Origin of the sequence: Marinibacterium profundimaris (assembly GCF_002210095.1) — a bacterium.
GTDB classification, from domain to species: Bacteria; Pseudomonadota; Alphaproteobacteria; order Rhodobacterales; family Rhodobacteraceae; genus Marinibacterium; species Marinibacterium profundimaris.
Window position 1 is genome coordinate 21,092 of record NZ_AQQR01000018.1, and the last position, 16,387, is coordinate 37,478.

The following is a 16,387-nucleotide window of genomic DNA, read 5'->3' on the forward strand; positions in this document are numbered from 1 at the left end:
GTGGCCTCGGCCCGGGGGTTGTCCCGGGACAGGCCGACATCGGCGCGCATGCGGGCGGACAGGACCCGGGGATCGAGCGTCGTGCCCGGCCTTCGGACCCGCCGTTTCGCGGGGAAAAGTGCTTTGAAGAATGCCATCGTTACCTACACTTGCTTGTTGGCGGTGGAACGGGTGTGACGCCCCGGCGTGAAAGGCGGGGTTGGGCGGGCGTGAAAGATGCGTGAAAACGGGGAATTCTGGCTGGAGGCCCTGGGCGGCCTGGCGCTGGCCCGCGGCGGGGCGGAGGTGCCGCTGTCGGCGCGCAAGGCGCGGGTGCTGCTGGGCCTGCTGGCCGCGGCGCGGCGTCGGACGTTGCCGCGGGCGCGGGCGGCGGCGCTGCTGTGGGAGGCGAGTGACGCCGCACAGGCGCGGATCAGCCTGCGGCAGGCGCTGGCCCAGATCCGCCGGGCCGGGGGCGCGGGCTGGATCGAGGGCGATGGCGACGTGCTGCGGCTGTGCGGGGCGGTGCGCACCGATCTCGATGCCTTTTCCGACGCCCTGGCGCGCAACGATCCGGCCGAGGCGGCGCGGCTGTATCGCGGGCCCTTCCTGGACGGGCTGGAGGCCGGCGACGCGACGGGGACGGACCTGGGACAGGCAATCCATGCCGAGCGGGCGCGGCTGGCCGGGCTGGCACGGGATGCCGTGATGCGGTCGCTGGACCGCGCCGGAGAGGGGCCCGAGGCGGTGCCGCTTGCCCACCAGCTTCTGGCGCTGGACCCGCTGAACGAGGCGGCGCATCGGCGGCTGATGCAGATCGACGCCGCACGCGGAATGAAGGGCGCCGCGCTGGCGCGGTTCGAGGCGCTGGAGACGGCCTTGCGGCGCGACCTCGATGTCGCACCCGAGGCGGAGACGCGGGCGTTGCACGACCGGATCCGGCGGGGCGCGCCGACGGTCCCGCCTGTCGCGGCGGTGCATGTGAAACAGCCGGCCGGGACGCCGCCGGGGGATGCCTACCTGTTGCTGGGGTTCGAGACCGGCAGGGAACCCGCGGCCAAGGCGTTTGGCGATGCGGCCGTGGCCGAGGGCGGGCGGCCCGATGCCGCCGGTCCCGGGGAGCTGGCCTTTGTGTTCGAAAACATCGCCTTGCGGGACGTGGCACAGCGCGCGCTGCGGCTGGCCGATGTCGCGGGGGCGGGGCTGTCGCTGGGCCTGGTGCCGGCCGCAGGGGACGGCGAGACACCGGCGCAGGCCCTGGTACGTGCGCGCCGGATCGCGGCCATGGCCGAGGGCGGCGAGGTCCTCCTGGCGACGGAGCTGGCATCGCGCCTCGGCCTTGCGGCGGAGCCGGGTGCGCGGGCGGTGCCGCTGCGGCCCGACGCGATCCGCCTGCGGCCCGCGCCGCCGATCATCGGGCGCGAGGCGGAACTGGCCCAGATCGACGCCGCCATCGCCGCGGCGCAGGGCGGGAACACAAGCCTGGCGATCCACCTTTCCGGCGAGGCCGGCATCGGCAAGAGCCGCCTGGCGACCGAGATCCGGGCGCGCTGTGCCGCGGTCGGCATGGTCACCACGTCGGCCGGGTTCGAAGCCTTTTCACCCGGATCGCACCATATCGCGCAGCGGCTGGTCGCGGGCCTGTCGGTGGGGCCTGTGCCGGACCCGGAGGCGGGGCCGATGGAACGCGCGGTCTGGTCCTGGCTGACCGGGCCCGACGTCGGGCCAGAGGTCGAGCTGCGGATGAGCGCGCTTGGCCCCGAGGAACAGCGGCGGCGGATCCTCGACGTGCTCTCGGACACGCTGCACCGGGCGTCGGCAGAGCGCGGCCTGCTGATCGTGATCGAGGATTGCCACTGGCGCCCGGTGGGCAGCGGCGCGCTGATCCTGGAGCTGCTGAACCGGCTGGCGGAAAGCCCGGTCGTCCTGCTGATGACCGAACGGCCGCATCCGGGCAGCCTGGATCACCGGCTTGCGGTGCGGGCGCAGACCGGGCTGACCCGGATCGCTCTGGCGCCCCTGCCGGAAACGGCCGCACGGGACCTGGTGCGGGCCTTCGCGCCGGATTTCGCCGCCCCGGAAAAGGCGATCGCCCATGCCCGGGGCCACCCGCTCTTCCTGTTGCGCCTGCTGGAATCCGGATGGCGCGAGGGGGCGCTGCCGACGACCGTGACCGAGTTGGTGCAGGAGCAGATCGAACGCCTGCCCGAGGCCGAGCGCGCGGCCCTGCGCCGGGCGGCGATCCTGGGGGCGGCCTTTGATCCCGGGGACGCGGCGGCGGTCTTTCCCGAAAGCGTGCGGCTGCGGCCCAGCGGGGACCTGCTGCACGAGACCGAGGCGGGGCTGGCATTCGGCCATGACCTGGTGCACCGGGCGATCTACGAGACGATTTCGCCCGCCACGCGCGAGGCCTGGCATGCCCGCGCGGCGGCGCATTTCCGCGGGCGCGACCCGATCCTGTGGGCCGATCATGCGCTGCAGGCGGCCGACGATGCCGAGGCCGGCCATGCCGCCTGTGCCGCGACCAATGCCATGTTCGCCGCGCGGCGGTTCTCGGCCGCCTATATCTATCTTGAGGCGGGGCTGGCGCGCGACGGCGATCCCGAGGCTAGCGCCGAGCTCTATTCCTGCCGCGCCGGGATCCGGCGGGTGCGGGGCGACATGGCCGGCGCGCTGGAGGATTACCGCACCGCCCATGCTCGCGCGATCCGTGACGAGACCCGCGCGGCGATGCTGTGCCGGCAGGCTCTGGTGCTGCACCGGCTGGGGCGGGGCGAGGAGGCGGACCGGGCGCTTGACGCGGCAGAGCAGATCGCCGATGCGATCGGGCTGACCGGGCGCGGGCGCGCCGAGATCCACGAGCAGCGCGGCAACCGCGCCTTCGTGCGCGGGGATCAGGCGGCCTGCATGGCCCATCACCGCGCGGCGCTGGCCGCAGCCGAGGCGACGGGCGATCCGCGCGGCATTGCAAGGGGCCACGGAGGCATCGGCGACGCGGCCTATGCGGCGGGGCATTTCGTCACCGCCTGCCGGCATTTCGGTGAGGCGATCGACACGGCCGAGCGTGCCGGGCTGGGGCTGGTGCGCGAGGAATACCTTTTCATGCGCGCGTTTTCGCAGTTCTTCGCCGCGCCCGGCCCCTATGCGCATCTGCTGGCCGATATCGCCGTGGACAGCGCAATTCAGTGCGGCGCGGCCCGCACCGAGATGCTCGCCCGCGAAATCCGGGCCGAGATGCGGCTGGCCGATGGCGATGTCGCCGGCCTGGAGGAGGACATGGCGGCGGTCGAGGCGCTGGTCGCGGTCCAGGGGGAAAGCCGGTTTTCCAGGGACGTCGAGACGTTGCAGGCCTTTCTGGCTTTGCGGCGGGGCGATCTCGGGGCGGCGCGGGCCCGATTGGCGCCGCTGCGGCCGGGGGCGGAGGAGGATGCCTATGTCGGCGGCACGATCCTGGGGCTGGCGGTGCTGTGCGCCGCGGACAGGGCGGAGCGGGACGCGGCGCTGGCGGCGGGGCTGGCCTGCATCGTGCGCGGCTCGCTGTCGCATTCGGTGATCTGGTTTCACGCCTGCGTGCTGGAACGCGCGATGCAGGATGGCGATCGGGCGCTGGCAGAGCGGCACGCGGCGGCGATGCGGGCTCTGGCGGCGGAGGAGCCCTGTGAGTTGGCCACGCTTTACGCCCGGGCGGCGGAGCTGGCGTTTCGCCCGAAGCTGGCGCAGGAGCGCGCCGCACATGGCGCGGCGCTGCGGGCGGCGCGGCTGTCGGATATCGCCGAGGTCATGGAAAAGGTGGCGGGGCGTGTGCCCGGCTGAGCGCGCCTTGCCCCGGCACGGCAGTGCGGTGCGCCGGGGCAAGGCGGGGTGCTGCGGCCGGTGGCAGCGTCAGTCGCGGGTGCCGGCGAAGCGGCCCTGCCAGTATTCGCGCTGCTCGTCGGTGATCTTGGCAAAGAGCACGTCCGGCACGGTGAAGGCATGGCCCGCGGGCAGGGTGGACAGTGCCGCGCTGACATCGTCGGGCCAGCTGTCGTCATCGGTCTGCATCGCGTCCAGCATCGCCTTCGAGGTGTCGGGAATGAACGGGGCCGAGAGCACGGCGTAGAGCCGGACGAGGTTCAGCGCGAGGCGGATCTGTCCGGCGGCACGGTCGGGATCCTCCTTGAAGACCGACCAGGGCGCGGCGGATTGCAGGTATTCGTTCCCTGCGACCCAGATGGCGCGCAACTCGGCCGCGGCCTTGCGCACCTCGATCGCGTCCATGTGGCCCTCGTAGGCGCGGATGCGGCCGGTCAGGTCGGCGATCAGCGCCTCTTCCTGCTCGCCAAGGGCGCGGCCTTCGGGGACGACCTCGCCGAATTTCGAGCGGCAGAACTTGGTCACGCGGCTGACGAAGTTGCCCAGCACGTCGGCCAGGTCCTTGTTTACGCCGGACTGGAACCCCTCCCAGGTGAATTCGCTGTCCGAGCTTTCGGGCGCGTGGGACAGGAGCCACCAGCGCCAGTAATCCGCCGGCAGGATTTCGAGCGCCTGGTCCTGGAACACGCCGCGCCCGCGCGAGGTGGAGAACTGGCCGCCGTCGTAGTTCAGGTAGTTGAACGACTTGATGAAATCCACGAGCTTCCAGGGCTCGCCGGAGCCCAGGATCGTGGCCGGGAAGCCCAGCGTGTGGAAGGGCACGTTGTCCTTGCCCATGAACTGGGTATAGGTCACGTCGGCCGCGCCCTTGTCGGTGCGCCACCAGCGTTCCCAGGCGTTCTCCATGTCGGGGGCCTTGCCCGCGTCGACCCATTCCTGCGCACAGGCGATGTATTCGATCGGCGCGTCGAACCAGACGTAGAAGACCTTGCCCTCCATCCCGGGCCAGGGCTGATCGCCCTTCATGACCGGCACGCCCCAGTCGAGATCGCGGGTGATACCGCGATCCTGCAGGCCGTCGCCGTCGTTGAGCCATTTCTTGGCGATCGAGGTGGTCAGGATCGGCCAGTCGGATTTCGAATCGATCCAGGCCTCCAGCTCGTCCTTCATGGCGGACTGGCGCAGGTAGAGATGCTTGGTCTCGCGCATCTCGAGGTCGGTGGCGCCGGAGATCGTGGAATGCGGCTCGATCAGCTCGACCGGGTCCAGCTGCTTGGTGCAATTGTCGCATTGGTCGCCGCGCGCGCTGTCGTAGCCGCAATTGGGGCAGGTGCCCTCGATATAGCGGTCGGGCAGGAAGCGGCCGTCGGTGGGCGAATACATCTGGGTTTCCGAGACTTCGCGGATCAGCCCGTTGTCGGCCAGAACGCCGGCGAAATGCTGTGTCAGCTTGCGGTTCTGCTCGGACGAGGAGCGGCCGAAATGGTCGAAGGAGAGGCGGAAGCCCTCGGCGATCTTCGACTGCACCTCGTGCATTTCGGCGCAATATTCGGCCACGGGCTTGCCGGCCTTGGCGGCGGCGAGCTCGGCCGGGGTGCCGTGTTCGTCGGTGGCGCAGAGGAACATGACCTCGTGCCCGCGGCCGCGCAGGTAGCGGGCGAAGAGGTCGGCGGGCAGTTGCGAGCCCACCAGGTTGCCCAGGTGCTTGATCCCGTTGATGTAGGGGATCGCCGAGGTGATGAGATGCCGGGTCATGGATGTGCTCCGTGGTGATCGGCGGTGTCTTTAACAGGGGGCGCGGGCCGGGGCCAGACGGGTTTCGGCGGTGACGGTGCCATATGGCCGCCGCTCTCGCCGCGCCCTTGCAGGCGCGTCTCGAACCGGGTCCCGCTGCTGCGCGTGTTACTCGGATCGGTGGTGGGGCCCTTCGTCCCGGGCGCGGCCGGTCAGGCGGCCGACCAGAAAGGACGTGCGCGGCGCCCAGATGTAGCTGGTGCGCGCGGTGGGGGCGGGGCGGGCCGACATGCGGATCAGGCCGAAGATCACCAGCGCCGCATGCGCGGCCGAGATCATCACGAAGAGCGCGTAGGGCCCGAACCCCGCGATCAGCAGCGAACTCAGGTAGGGCGCGGCAATCGCGCCCACGGCGTAGAAGAACATCAGCGCGGCCGAAAGCTCCACCCGTTCGTGGCTTTCGGCGAAGTCATGGGCATGGGCCGAGGCGATAGAATAGATCGGGAAGGAGGCCATGCCGAACAGGAAGGCATTGGCCAGCACCACCCATGTTCCCCCGCTCTGGGTCGCGATGGTGAAGCCCGAGACCGCGATCGTCCCGGCCGAGAGCCAGATCAGCACCCAGCGCCGGTCGAACTTGTCCGCCAGCCAGCCCACCGGGAACTGCGCCACCGCGCCGCCCAGCACGAAGAAGGCCAGGAACCAGGCGGTCTGGTTGGCGCTCAGTCCGACCTCCTGCCCGAAGACCGCGCCGACCATCCGGAACGAGGCCGCTGAGATCGCCGAGACGACGACGCCGGCCGCCGCCAGCGGCGAGCGGGTCACCGCCAGCATCGGGCGCAGGCGCGGGGCGGCCGGCGTTTCCGGCTGTTGCACCCGGGTCAGGGTCAGCGGCACCAGTGCTGCGCAACAGAGCATCGCCAGCAGGTTGTAGGAGACATAGGCCGCCGGCTCCAGTACGCCGATGACCAGCTGCGCTAGCAGCGAGCCCGACATGTCGACCACCCGGTAGGTGCCCATGGTGCGCGCGCGCAGTTCGTTGCTGACCTTGGATTGCAGCCAGGCCTCGACGATCGTGTAACAGCCCGCGATGCACAGGCCCGACATCACGCGCATGACCGCCCAGGCCAGCGGGTTGACCACCATCATGTGCCCGAGGATCCCGATCGCCCCCACGGCGGTAAACGCGGCGAAGGCGCGCGAATGGCCGACGCTGCCCATCAGGCGCGGCGCCCACCAGCAGCCAACGAAGAAGCCCACGAAATGGGCCGAGCCAAGCAGGCCGATCTCGCCTGTGGTGAAGCCGAGCGTCAGGCCCGAAAGCGCGTCCAGCGGGCCAAGGCCGCCGGAGGAGAGCTGCAGCAGGAGGACGGAGAGGAAGAGGGCGGCAAAGGAAATCATCAGGCGCATGGGGATACCCATAGCCCCCAAGGCGCCTGGGACGCGCGGGTTTTCGACATGGCCGCGTCGTTTTCTGGTGATCGTGTCCTGGAACGGGGGGCACTCGGCCGCCCCGGACAGGGGGCGGGCCGGGCGCGTCCGCAGGGGCTTGGGCGCCCCCCCGGATCCTGTCTGCCCCCGGGGTCGGGCCGGGCCCTGGCATGCCGGAGGACCGGCGCCGGGCGCGCGCGGGCCTGGCCCGGGGGCAGGCCGGGCGGGTGCCTGGGTCAGACCCGCCCGGGCTTTTGCGCCGACGGCGATCAGGCGTCCGTCGGCATGCCGGGGTGTCAGACCGCGCGCAGGGGCGCGTCGACGTCCAGCCGGATGCGGTCGCCGACAAGGCCGGCATAGCCGGTGGCACCGAAGGCCGCGCGGCTGATCTCGCCCGTCAGGCGGACCATAGGGGCCTCGGCCAGGTGGAGCGGCGTGCCACTGTCGTGGTCGATCCGGGCGGTCAGGGTCACCGGCCGGGTCTGGCCGCGCATGGTCAGCTCGCCCAGGACCAGGGCATCGCCGTCCTCCAGCCCGTCGAGGCCGGTGCGCAGCTCGGTCGAGACGAAGCGAATCGTCGGGTTGTTGGCCGTGTCCAGCATGCCGGGCCGGGCCAGGGCGGCATCGGCGAAGTTCAGGCCCAGTTTCGCCGCGCGGGCATCGAGGGTCACGTCGATGCGGGCGGCGCCCAGGTTGGTCGGGTCTATGGCGACCCTGGCCTGGCGGACCGGCATGTCGGCCCTAAGCGGCGTGCCGTCGAGCATGTAGGTGAAGCCCACGCGGGGGCCTTCGGTGTCCAGCGCGTAGAGGCGCGGGCTGGCGGCTGCCCCGATCGACGGCACCGCCGTCAGGCCGGCCAGCATGGCCAGGGTGGCGCGACGGGTGGGGCCTTGGACGGTGCGGGCGTTCGATTGGGACATCGGTGTTCTCCTTGCTATCTGAAGGGCAAACGGGCCGCGCGGACGGTTCCGTCGCCCGCTCACGCGTACGTGATGGCAAGGGGATGGGCTGGTGAGACCGGTCGGGTCCGGAGGATGTCCCGGGCGGCCGGGGCGCCTTGCTGGCGCCTGCCTTGTGCCGGGTGCAGGGCGGCTCGGGCACGCGCGCGGCAGCCCGGTCAAGCGCCTGTCGCACCCGGTTCACCAAGGCGCCGGCGCCACCGGGAGGCCGGAGCCGCCGGGATCAGGCCGCCCGGATCGCGGCGCGGATGTCCAGCGTGATGCGGTCGTCGACCAGGTCGCTGTAGCCCGTCGCCCCGAAGGCGCTGCGTGAGATCGCGCCGCTCAGCCTGACCTGCAGGTTGTCGAGATCCCCGGCGCCGGTGCCGGCCGGGCGGAACACGCTGGCCTGGAAGGTCACCGGCTTTGTCACGCCGCGCACGGTGAGATCCCCGCTCAGCGCCGCCCCGTCCGAGATCCGCCCGCCGGGGCCCAGTTTCACCCGGGTGGAGACGAAGCGGATCGTGGGGTGACGGCCGGCATCCAGCACCTCGGGGCTTTTCAGCGCATCGGTGGCAAAGATCAGCCCGGTCCGGGCCTCGCGCACCGAAACGGAAACATCCACGGCGGAATTGGCGAGGTTGTCGGGGTCGATCCGGATGTCGGCCCGGGTGATCGGCATGGTGCCCTTCTGGGGCGCCCCGCCAAGGTTGAAGACGAACCCCACGCGAGAGGCCGAGGCGGCCAGCCCGTAGCGGCGTTGCGCGGCGCGGGCGGCGCGAGGAAAGAGCAGGAGCGCGCCGGTGCTTGTGGCGGCGGCGGCCAGGGGGGCGGCCAGCATCGAGGCCAGGACGGCGCGGCGGGTCTGGAATGGTGTCTGGGTCATCTGAAATCACCTGTCTGTACTATATCACGACGGCCCGGATCCGGCAGGGGCGTCTTGCATCGGGCGTTGTGATGTTTCGGTCGTACACATGGTGACTTCGGTTCAAATAATCTCTGCCCCGGTGGTCTGAGGGGGCTGTTCGGTCGGATCGGAGGCGCCGGTTTCGGCGGTCTTGCGCGGGGCGGAGGCGTGGGTCTGCGTGGTCCGGTCGCGCTGCGTCCGGTCGGAGCGCGGCGAAGGCCCGGGGGTTTGCCCCGATGCAGCCGTGTGGGCCCGGGCCTGCCCGGATCGGGTCTTTTCGGGACGCGTCGCATCGGTGCGGTCGGCTGGCCCGGCGTGCGGCCCGTCCGCCGTCGCCGGGGCCGCCGCGCCTGCGTCCGGGGGCGACAGCACCATGGCGCCGCGATGCCGGGTGACATGCCAGTGCCGCACCGGCGCGGTCCGCGCCCGCGCCCGGGTCAGCCGCCAGCTGAGCGCTTCCGGCCCGTGGGTGGGCGCCATGCGCCAGCGCGTCTCGACCCCCTGCGCGCCGCCGTCGCCGGGGGTCAGCAGAAGGCCCAGCGGACTCTGCCCCATGGTGTCGCGCGCGGTCTCGCCGGCCAGGTGCATCCGCCGCACCGGGGTCAGCGCGGGCGCGCCGGGCAGATCGGCCACCACCAGCGGCACGGCGCCCGCGCGCAGCGTCTCTTCCATCGTCCACAGCAGGTCCTCCGTCCGGCGGGGCGAGACGAAGAGGAACCGCGCCGGATCGGCGAAGGCGATCATGCCGTCGGGGTTGAGGCGGTCTTTCTCCCACGCCGGGGCGATCCAGATCACCGGGCCCTGCATCCGCGCGGCAAGCCACATGGCAAAGGTGCGCCGGGCCGGGCCGCAGGCCTCGTGCACCCGCGCCAGCGCCAGCCGCAATCCCGGGGCCAGGTCGATGCCCGGGCGATCCGTGTCGGCAGAGGCAGAGAGCAGCTGAGTCGGCATGGCATCAGAGTACATGTTCTCTTTATGTTCCGGAAGCCCTTTCCGCCCCCTCCGGCCCGCTCTTTGGTCGCCCCCCCCCCCCGGCCCGGCACCGGGGCGCGCCCGCCGGCGGGCCGGAGACGCACCAGAAAGGGCGCGGCGACGGGCAGGGTGCGAGCGCGAACAGCGGTGCGCGGGCGATTCCCTGGCGACCGGCTTGCGCTCGGGCCGGGCGCTCGCCATGGTGCGCGCGACGACGACAGCGGAGAGCCCGATGAAGATGAACCCACTCGGCCGGACCGGCATGACCGTGTCCGAACTTTGCCTAGGCACGATGACCTTCGGCAACCAGACCACCGAGGCCGAGGGGCACCGCCAGATGGACGCGGCCCTCGCCGCAGGCATCAATTTCGTGGACACGGCCGAAATGTACCCGGTGAACCCGGTCCGCGCCGAGACCATCGGGCGCACCGAAGAGGTCCTTGGCACCTGGCACGCCGCCAACCCGGGCCGGAGGGGCGATTACATCCTGGCCACCAAGATCTCGGGCGAGGGCAGCCTTGCACGCAACGGCGAGGCGATCACCTCGACCTCCATCCGGCCGACGCTGGAGGCCTCTCTGAAGCGGCTGCAGACGGATTACGTGGATCTCTACCAGTTCCACTGGCCCAACCGCGGCAGCTACATGTTCCGCAAGAACTGGACCTACCAGCCCACGGCCAGGGCCGAGGCGGTGCGACAGGACATGGAAGACTGCCTGGGCGCGCTGCAGGCCGAGGTCGATCGCGGCACGATCCGGGCCTTCGGCCTGTCGAACGAAAGCGCCTGGGGCACGGCGCAATGGCTGCGGCTGGCGGAAGCGGGCAAGGGGCCGCGGGTGGCCTCGATCCAGAACGAATATTCGCTGCTGTGCCGGCTCTACGACACCGACCTGGCAGAGCTGTCGGTGGCCGAGGACGTGGGTCTGCTGGCCTTCTCTCCGCTCGCGGCGGGTCTGCTGACCGGCAAGTACCAGGGTGGCGCGGTGCCCGAAGGGTCGCGGATGTCGCTGTCGCCCGAGCTGGGCGGGCGGTTGACCGACCGGGTGCTGCCGGCGACCCAGGCCTATCTGGACATCGCGCAGCGGCACGGGCTGGACCCGGTGCACATGGCGCTGGCCTGGTGCCGGACGCGGCCGTTCATGGCCTCGGCGATTTTCGGGGCGACGACGTATCAGCAGCTGGACGTGGCGCTGGGATCGGTCGAGGTGACGTTGAGCGACGAGGTGCTGGACGAGATCACGGCGGCGCACAAGGCGCATCCGATGCCGTACTGACGTCGAAGGGCTGAATGGCGCGTGCCGCGCCATGCCTCCGGCGGGAGGTATTTGGGCCAAGAAGAAGACAGGGCGTGGCGCGCAGGCAACAGCGCTGGCGCCTTTCGGACAGGCTGGTGCGCGGGAGCGGGCCGGGACAGACAAGGAGTAGAGCAATGCCGCTGAGCATGAATCGCGAGGTTTTCATCACCTGTGCCGTGACCGGGTCGGGCGGCTCGCAGGACCGGTCGCCGCATGTGCCCCGGTCGCCGAAGGAAATCGCCGACAGCGCCATCGCGGCCGCCAAGGCAGGTGCGGCGGTGGTGCATTGCCACGTGCGCGACCCTGAAAGCGGGGCGCCGCGCCGGGACGTGGCGCTGTATCGCGAGGTGACGGACCGTATCCGCGAGGCCGAGGTGGACGTGGTGCTGAACCTGACCGCGGGCATGGGCGGGGACATCGTCTTTGGGGGCGTGGAAACCCCGCTGCCTCCGGTGGAGGGGACCGACATGATCGGTGCCTCGGAGCGGGTCGCGCATATCGCCGAGTGCCTGCCGGAGATCTGCACGCTGGATTGCGGAACGATGAACTTCGCCGAGAAGGATTACGTCATGACCAACACGCCCGGCATGCTCCAGGCGATGGGCGGCATGATGACCGAACTGGGCGTGAAGCCGGAGATCGAGGCGTTTGATACGGGCCACCTGTGGTACGCCAAGCAGCTGGTGAAGGACGGGATCCTCGACAGCCCGGCGCTGGTGCAGCTGTGCATGGGCGTGCCCTGGGGCGCGCCGGATGACCTGAACACCTTCATGGCCATGGTCAACAACATCCCCGAGGACTGGACCTTTTCCGCCTTTGCCCTGGGTCGCAACCAGATGGCCTATGTCGCCGCGGCCGTGCTGGCGGGGGGCAACGTGCGGGTGGGCCTTGAGGACAACCTCTGGCTGGAGAAGGGCGTTCTGGCGACCAATGCCCAGCTGGTCGAACGCGCGATGAGCATCATCGAGAACATGGGCGCGACCATCATCGGGCCGCAGGCCGTCCGCGAGAAGCTGGGCCTTGTGAAGCGCGCTCCGAAAGGGTGAGACCATGAAGACCGTCCTGTGCTTTGGCGACAGCAACACCTACGGCACACCGCCCCTGGCGCAGCTGGGGATCGAGGCGCGCCACGGCGCCGACACCCGATGGCCGCGCATCATGGCGGCCGAGCTGGGCACGGACTGGCACGTGGTGGAAGAGGGCCAGCCGGGCCGGACCACCGTGCTGGACGATCCGATCGAAGGCGAACACCGGAACGGCCTGAGGGTGCTGCGCGCGCTGATCGAGAGCCATCGTCCGGTGGACGTTCTGGTGATCATGCTGGGCACCAACGATTGCAAGCAGCGCTTCGGGCTTGGCCCGCAGGATATCTCCTTCGGGGCCGGGCGGCTGGTGCAGCTGGCGCAGGCGACCGGCTTCGTGGACAAGATCATGCTGGTCTGCCCGCCGAAGGTTCTGGAACGCGGCGTGCTGGCCGAGATGTTCGCCGGCGCCGAGGCGCGCAGCGCGGGACTGGCCGAGGCGATGCGGCAGCAGGCGCAGACCTGGGGCACCGGCTTTTTCGATGCGGGCAGCGTGATCGCGAGCGATCCGCTGGACGGCGTGCATTTCGGCGCGGCGGCCCACGGCGTGCTGGGCCTGGCCATGGCGCGAAAGGTGGCCGCGCTTTGAGCGGGCTGCTGGGGGCCAAGGTTGTGATCACCGCCGGTGGCGGCGGGATCGGCGCGGCCATGGCGCGGGCCTATGCGGCGCAGGGGGCGCAGGTCGCGCTGTGCGATATCGACAAGGCCGGGGCCGAAGCGGTCGCGGCGGATCTGCCCGGCGCGCTGGGGCTGGGCACGGATGTCACGGACGAGCCGGCGATGGAGGCGTTCTGGGACCGGGCGCTGGACCACCTGGGCGGGCGGGTTGACGTCGTCTGCGCCAATGCCGGGATCGGCGGGCCGGTGGCGCCGCTGGCCGAGATCGCTATGGATGACTGGCGGGCCTGCCTTGCGGTGAACCTGGATGGTGCCTTCCTGGCCTGCCGGAGGGCAGCGCAGGTGATGGGCCCGCAGGGATCGGGCGTGATCCTGCTGACCTCCTCGACCTCCGGGCTCTTCGGGGTGCCGACCCGGTCGCCTTACGTGGCGGCGAAATGGGGGATCATCGGGCTGATGAAGACCCTGGCGATGGAGCTGGGGCCGATGGGCGTGCGCGTCAATGCGCTGTGCCCCGGAGCGGTGGACGGGCCGCGGATGGAACGGGTCGTGGCCGCCGAGGCGCAGGCGCGGGGCATGACGGCGGACGCCGTGCGGGCGCTTTATGCCGAGGGAACCTCGATGCGGAGCTGGGTGACGGCCGGGGAGATCGCGGACATGGCGGTCTTCCTGTCCTCCGACGGCGCGAAACATGTGTCGGGGCAGGCGATCGCCGTCGACGGACACACGGAGCGGATGACGTGACCCGGGGGACGAGGGCGACCGTCGCCCGGTTCGGGCGCATGACTGTCGCCCGGATCGGGCTCGGGGCAATGCTCGCGCTGTGGACCGGCGCGGCCGGGCAGGCGGCAACGCAGAAGATGCCGCCGCCGCCCGAGGGCATGGACCCAGCGCTTGAAGCCGACTGCGCCGCGCAGGGCGGGCGGATCGTGATCGGTATCGGCGGGCCGGTCTGCGGCCTGCCCGAACCGGATGCGGGCGCGGCCTGCACCAGTTCGGACGAGTGCAGCGGCTTTTGCCTGGCCGAGACACGCAGCTGTTCTCCGATCCGGCCGTTCTTCGGCTGCCATGCGCTTTACGAAGAAGGCAAAGGCGACGTCACCATCTGTATCGACTGACACCACCATCGACATCACCAGGAAGGACCATAACCACATGACGAGAACGGCAGCGATCATCGGCGGCGGGGTCATCGGCGGCGGCTGGGCGGCGCGGTTCCTGCTGAACGGCTGGAACGTGAAGATGTATGATCCCAACCCGGAGGCCGAGCGCATTCTGGGCGAGGTCATGGCGAATGCCCGCCGCAGCCTGCCGGGCCTGATGGACGTGGCGATGCCGCCCGAGGGCGAGCTGACCTTCTGCGCCACCGTGGCCGAGGCAGTGGAAGAGGCGGAGTGGATCCAGGAAAGCGTGCCGGAGCGGCTGGCGCTGAAACACGAGGTTCTGGCCGAGATCCAGACCGCCTGTTCGCTGGAGGCGGTGATCGGGTCCTCGACCTCGGGGTTCAAGCCGAGCGAGCTGCAGGAGGGCGCGGCGCGGGGCGGGCAGATCGTGGTGGCGCACCCGTTCAACCCGGTCTACCTGCTGCCGCTGGTCGAGGTCGTGGCGACCAATGCCGAACCGGCGGTGATCGAGAAATCGCGCGACATCCTCACGGGGATCGGCATGTATCCCCTTGTTCTGGAAAAGGAAATCGATGCCCATGTGGCCGACCGCTTTCTTGAGGCGGTGTGGCGCGAGGCGCTGTGGCTGGTCAAGGACGGCATCGCCACGACGGAAGAGATCGACAACGCGATCCGCTACGGGTTTGGTATCCGCTGGGCGCAGATGGGCCTGTTCGAAACCTATCGCACCGCCGGCGGCGAGGCCGGGATGCGGCATTTCCTGGCCCAGTTCGGCCCGGCGCTGAAATGGCCCTGGACCAAGCTGATGGATGTGCCGGATTTCGACGACGAGCTGGTCGAGCTGATCGCCGGCCAGTCCGACGCGCAATCGGGGCACATGACGATTGCCGAGCTGCTGCGCGCGCGGGACGACAACCTCGTCTCGATCCTGCGTGCGCTGAAGGGGCGGGATTTCGGCGCGGGCGCCCTGCTGGTGGCGCAGGACAAGAGGCTGGCCGAGGGCACGCTGCTGGGCGCCGGGGTGGACGGGTTCGAGGATCTGTCGCAGCCGCTGCTGACGCTGAACCGCGCGGTGCCGATCGACTGGGCCGATTACAACGGCCACATGACCGAGTTCCGGTACCTCGAGGCGTTCTCGCTGGCCACTGACCGGTTCATGGAAATCATCGGCTGCACCAAGGACTACATCAAGGCCGGGGCCAGCTATTTCACGGTAGAGACCCATATCCGCCACGTGGACGAGGTGCTGTGCGGTGAGGTGATCGAGGTGCGCACCCAGATGCTGCTGGGGCAGGGCAAGAAGCTGCAGCTGTACCATGAGATGTACGCGGGCGATCGGCTGCTGGCGACGGGCGAGCATTTCATGCTGCACGTGGATCTTGAAAGCCGGCGGCCGTCGGAGCCGTCGGAGGAGATCAGCGCGGCCATGGCGCAGATCACGGAGGCCCAGGCCGGTCTGGGCTACCCGGAAGGCGCCGGCAGGGCGATCCGCAAGCCTGCGTGATACGGCGGCGCGCGCCCCTGCGGGGCGCGCATTCCTTTTCAAGATCAAACGGATGGGCGACGCTATTGCCTGAGGACGGCGCTGAAGTCAGACGATCCTGTGGCGCAGCGCGCGCAGATGTGTCGGGACCTGGCGCGCGGTCAGGGCGGATTCGCGCACCAGCCGGTCGAAGTTGCGGGTAAAGATCTCGATCCGCTCGCGGTCGCGGAAGCTCATGAAATGGCCGCCGGTGTAGAACACGCAAAGCAGCGGGCCGAAGATCGTGACCGGCGTGGCATAGAGCCGCTTGGCGTCGAAGAGGTAGATCCGCAGGCGCGGGTAGAGCTGTTCGGTGAGATCGAGGAAATGGTCGATCTGGTCATGGCGGATCCTGGCCGGCAGGCCCTCGTAATAGCCGGTGGCGCTGGCGAAGCTGATCAGCTCGTAAAGCGGCATGGCGATCTCGTAATCCGATTGCGATCCGCGCATCCAGTCAAGCTGGTCCGAGGCCGCGCCGATCGCCTGCGGCGCGGTGCGGGAGATATGGGGAATGTACTCCCATTCCAGCAGCGTATCGGTCTTCAGCATGTCGGGCAGGGCGGCGGGCACGTGACGGATCTTGTAGCCCTGCGCCTCCTGGTGCCAGGCCTGGATCTGTTCGTCGACCGGGGCGCGGGGGGCCTCGGTCAGCGTCAGGCTGGTCGAAAGCAGGTCGGCGGCGCGCTCGGGCCGGTCCGAGAGGCCCAGCAGCCAGTCGGACGAGACGCCAAGCGCCGTTGCCGCGCCGCCGATCACATGGGCATTGGGCAGCCGCGCGCCGTCCCCCGTCAGCAGCTGCGAGATGGTCGAGCGGTCCACGCCGATCCGGCGGGCCAGCGCCGACTGGCTGGTGCCCGTGTCGCCCATCGCCTGGGCAAGGCGGAGGCGAAACCCGTCGGCACGGGCGCGTTTGTCGATGATATCCTGCATATGT

General features: G+C 70.4%; 12 protein-coding genes and 1 pseudogene. 7 read left to right on the forward strand and 6 right to left on the reverse strand.

Annotated features, from left to right (window positions below; genetic code table 11):
• Positions 1 to 216: 216 nt before the first annotated feature.
• Positions 217 to 3,792, forward strand: a complete 3,576-nt coding sequence (locus tag ATO3_RS29480; RefSeq protein ID WP_088652282.1) for an AAA family ATPase — start codon at positions 217 to 219, stop codon at positions 3,790 to 3,792.
• 69 nt (positions 3,793 to 3,861) lie between these two features.
• Here the strand turns inward: ATO3_RS29480 and metG are convergent, their stop codons facing one another.
• From metG to ATO3_RS23270, 5 genes and pseudogenes are all read right to left on the reverse strand, one after another.
• Positions 3,862 to 5,586: a methionine--tRNA ligase gene (gene metG, locus ATO3_RS23250; RefSeq protein WP_088652283.1), complete on the reverse strand. Its 1,725-nt coding sequence runs from the start codon at positions 5,584 to 5,586 to the stop codon at positions 3,862 to 3,864.
• A 147-nt stretch (positions 5,587 to 5,733) separates the two neighbouring features.
• A complete protein-coding gene (locus ATO3_RS23255) occupies positions 5,734 to 6,975 on the reverse strand; it encodes an MFS transporter (RefSeq protein ID WP_088652324.1) in 1,242 nt (413 codons plus the stop codon).
• 317 nt (positions 6,976 to 7,292) lie between these two features.
• Complete coding sequence (locus ATO3_RS23260; RefSeq protein ID WP_088652284.1) at positions 7,293 to 7,916, reverse strand: YceI family protein; 624 nt, start codon at positions 7,914 to 7,916, stop codon at positions 7,293 to 7,295.
• A 262-nt stretch (positions 7,917 to 8,178) separates the two neighbouring features.
• Positions 8,179 to 8,820 (reverse strand): YceI family protein, encoded by a 642-nt coding sequence (locus tag ATO3_RS23265; RefSeq protein WP_088652285.1) that lies wholly within the window; start codon positions 8,818 to 8,820, stop codon positions 8,179 to 8,181.
• 402 nt (positions 8,821 to 9,222) lie between these two features.
• Positions 9,223 to 9,792 (reverse strand): annotated as a pseudogene (locus ATO3_RS23270) (ImuA family protein); the annotation flags it as partial.
• Between the two features lie 253 nt (positions 9,793 to 10,045).
• Here ATO3_RS23270 and ATO3_RS23275 point away from each other — a divergent pair.
• From ATO3_RS23275 to ATO3_RS23295, 6 genes are all read left to right on the forward strand, one after another.
• A complete protein-coding gene (locus tag ATO3_RS23275) occupies positions 10,046 to 11,086 on the forward strand; it encodes an aldo/keto reductase (protein WP_088652286.1) in 1,041 nt (346 codons plus the stop codon).
• Between the two features lie 155 nt (positions 11,087 to 11,241).
• On the forward strand, positions 11,242 to 12,153 hold the full coding sequence (locus tag ATO3_RS23280; protein WP_088652287.1) for a BKACE family enzyme: 912 nt from the start codon (positions 11,242 to 11,244) through the stop codon (positions 12,151 to 12,153).
• A gap of 4 nt (positions 12,154 to 12,157) precedes the next feature.
• Positions 12,158 to 12,778 carry an SGNH/GDSL hydrolase family protein gene (locus ATO3_RS28630; RefSeq protein ID WP_143747348.1) on the forward strand — a complete coding sequence of 207 codons (621 nt, stop codon included), beginning with the start codon at positions 12,158 to 12,160 and terminating at the stop codon, positions 12,776 to 12,778.
• Positions 12,775 to 13,551 (forward strand): SDR family oxidoreductase, encoded by a 777-nt coding sequence (locus ATO3_RS28635; RefSeq protein ID WP_233152290.1) that lies wholly within the window; start codon positions 12,775 to 12,777, stop codon positions 13,549 to 13,551. The genes ATO3_RS28630 and ATO3_RS28635 overlap by 4 nt, the downstream gene beginning before the upstream one ends.
• Entirely contained in the window at positions 13,548 to 13,925 is a 378-nt protein-coding gene (locus ATO3_RS23290) for a hypothetical protein (protein ID WP_143747350.1), read from the forward strand. Before ATO3_RS28635 ends, ATO3_RS23290 begins: the two co-directional genes overlap by 4 nt.
• A gap of 37 nt (positions 13,926 to 13,962) precedes the next feature.
• Positions 13,963 to 15,435, forward strand: coding sequence for a carnitine 3-dehydrogenase (locus ATO3_RS23295; RefSeq protein WP_088652290.1), 1,473 nt, complete (start codon positions 13,963 to 13,965; stop codon positions 15,433 to 15,435).
• Positions 15,436 to 15,522: 87 nt separating this feature from the next.
• Here ATO3_RS23295 and ATO3_RS23300 read toward each other — a convergent pair whose 3' ends face one another.
• Complete coding sequence (locus ATO3_RS23300; protein WP_088652291.1) at positions 15,523 to 16,383, reverse strand: helix-turn-helix domain-containing protein; 861 nt, start codon at positions 16,381 to 16,383, stop codon at positions 15,523 to 15,525.
• Positions 16,384 to 16,387 lie beyond the last annotated feature (4 nt).

What these genes read in the sequence shown, in the direction of transcription:
- ATO3_RS29480 (WP_088652282.1), top strand. Translation starts at nt 217, where the DNA reads ATGCGTGAAAACGGGGAATTCTGGCTGGAGGCCCTGGGCGGCCTGGCG.
- metG (WP_088652283.1), bottom strand. Translation starts at nt 5,586, where the DNA reads ATGACCCGGCATCTCATCACCTCGGCGATCCCCTACATCAACGGGATC.
- ATO3_RS23255 (WP_088652324.1), bottom strand. Translation starts at nt 6,975, where the DNA reads ATGCGCCTGATGATTTCCTTTGCCGCCCTCTTCCTCTCCGTCCTCCTG.
- ATO3_RS23260 (WP_088652284.1), bottom strand. Translation starts at nt 7,916, where the DNA reads ATGTCCCAATCGAACGCCCGCACCGTCCAAGGCCCCACCCGTCGCGCC.
- ATO3_RS23265 (WP_088652285.1), bottom strand. Translation starts at nt 8,820, where the DNA reads ATGACCCAGACACCATTCCAGACCCGCCGCGCCGTCCTGGCCTCGATG.
- ATO3_RS23275 (WP_088652286.1), top strand. Translation starts at nt 10,046, where the DNA reads ATGAAGATGAACCCACTCGGCCGGACCGGCATGACCGTGTCCGAACTT.
- ATO3_RS23280 (WP_088652287.1), top strand. Translation starts at nt 11,242, where the DNA reads ATGCCGCTGAGCATGAATCGCGAGGTTTTCATCACCTGTGCCGTGACC.
- ATO3_RS28630 (WP_143747348.1), top strand. Translation starts at nt 12,158, where the DNA reads ATGAAGACCGTCCTGTGCTTTGGCGACAGCAACACCTACGGCACACCG.
- ATO3_RS23295 (WP_088652290.1), top strand. Translation starts at nt 13,963, where the DNA reads ATGACGAGAACGGCAGCGATCATCGGCGGCGGGGTCATCGGCGGCGGC.
- ATO3_RS23300 (WP_088652291.1), bottom strand. Translation starts at nt 16,383, where the DNA reads ATGCAGGATATCATCGACAAACGCGCCCGTGCCGACGGGTTTCGCCTC.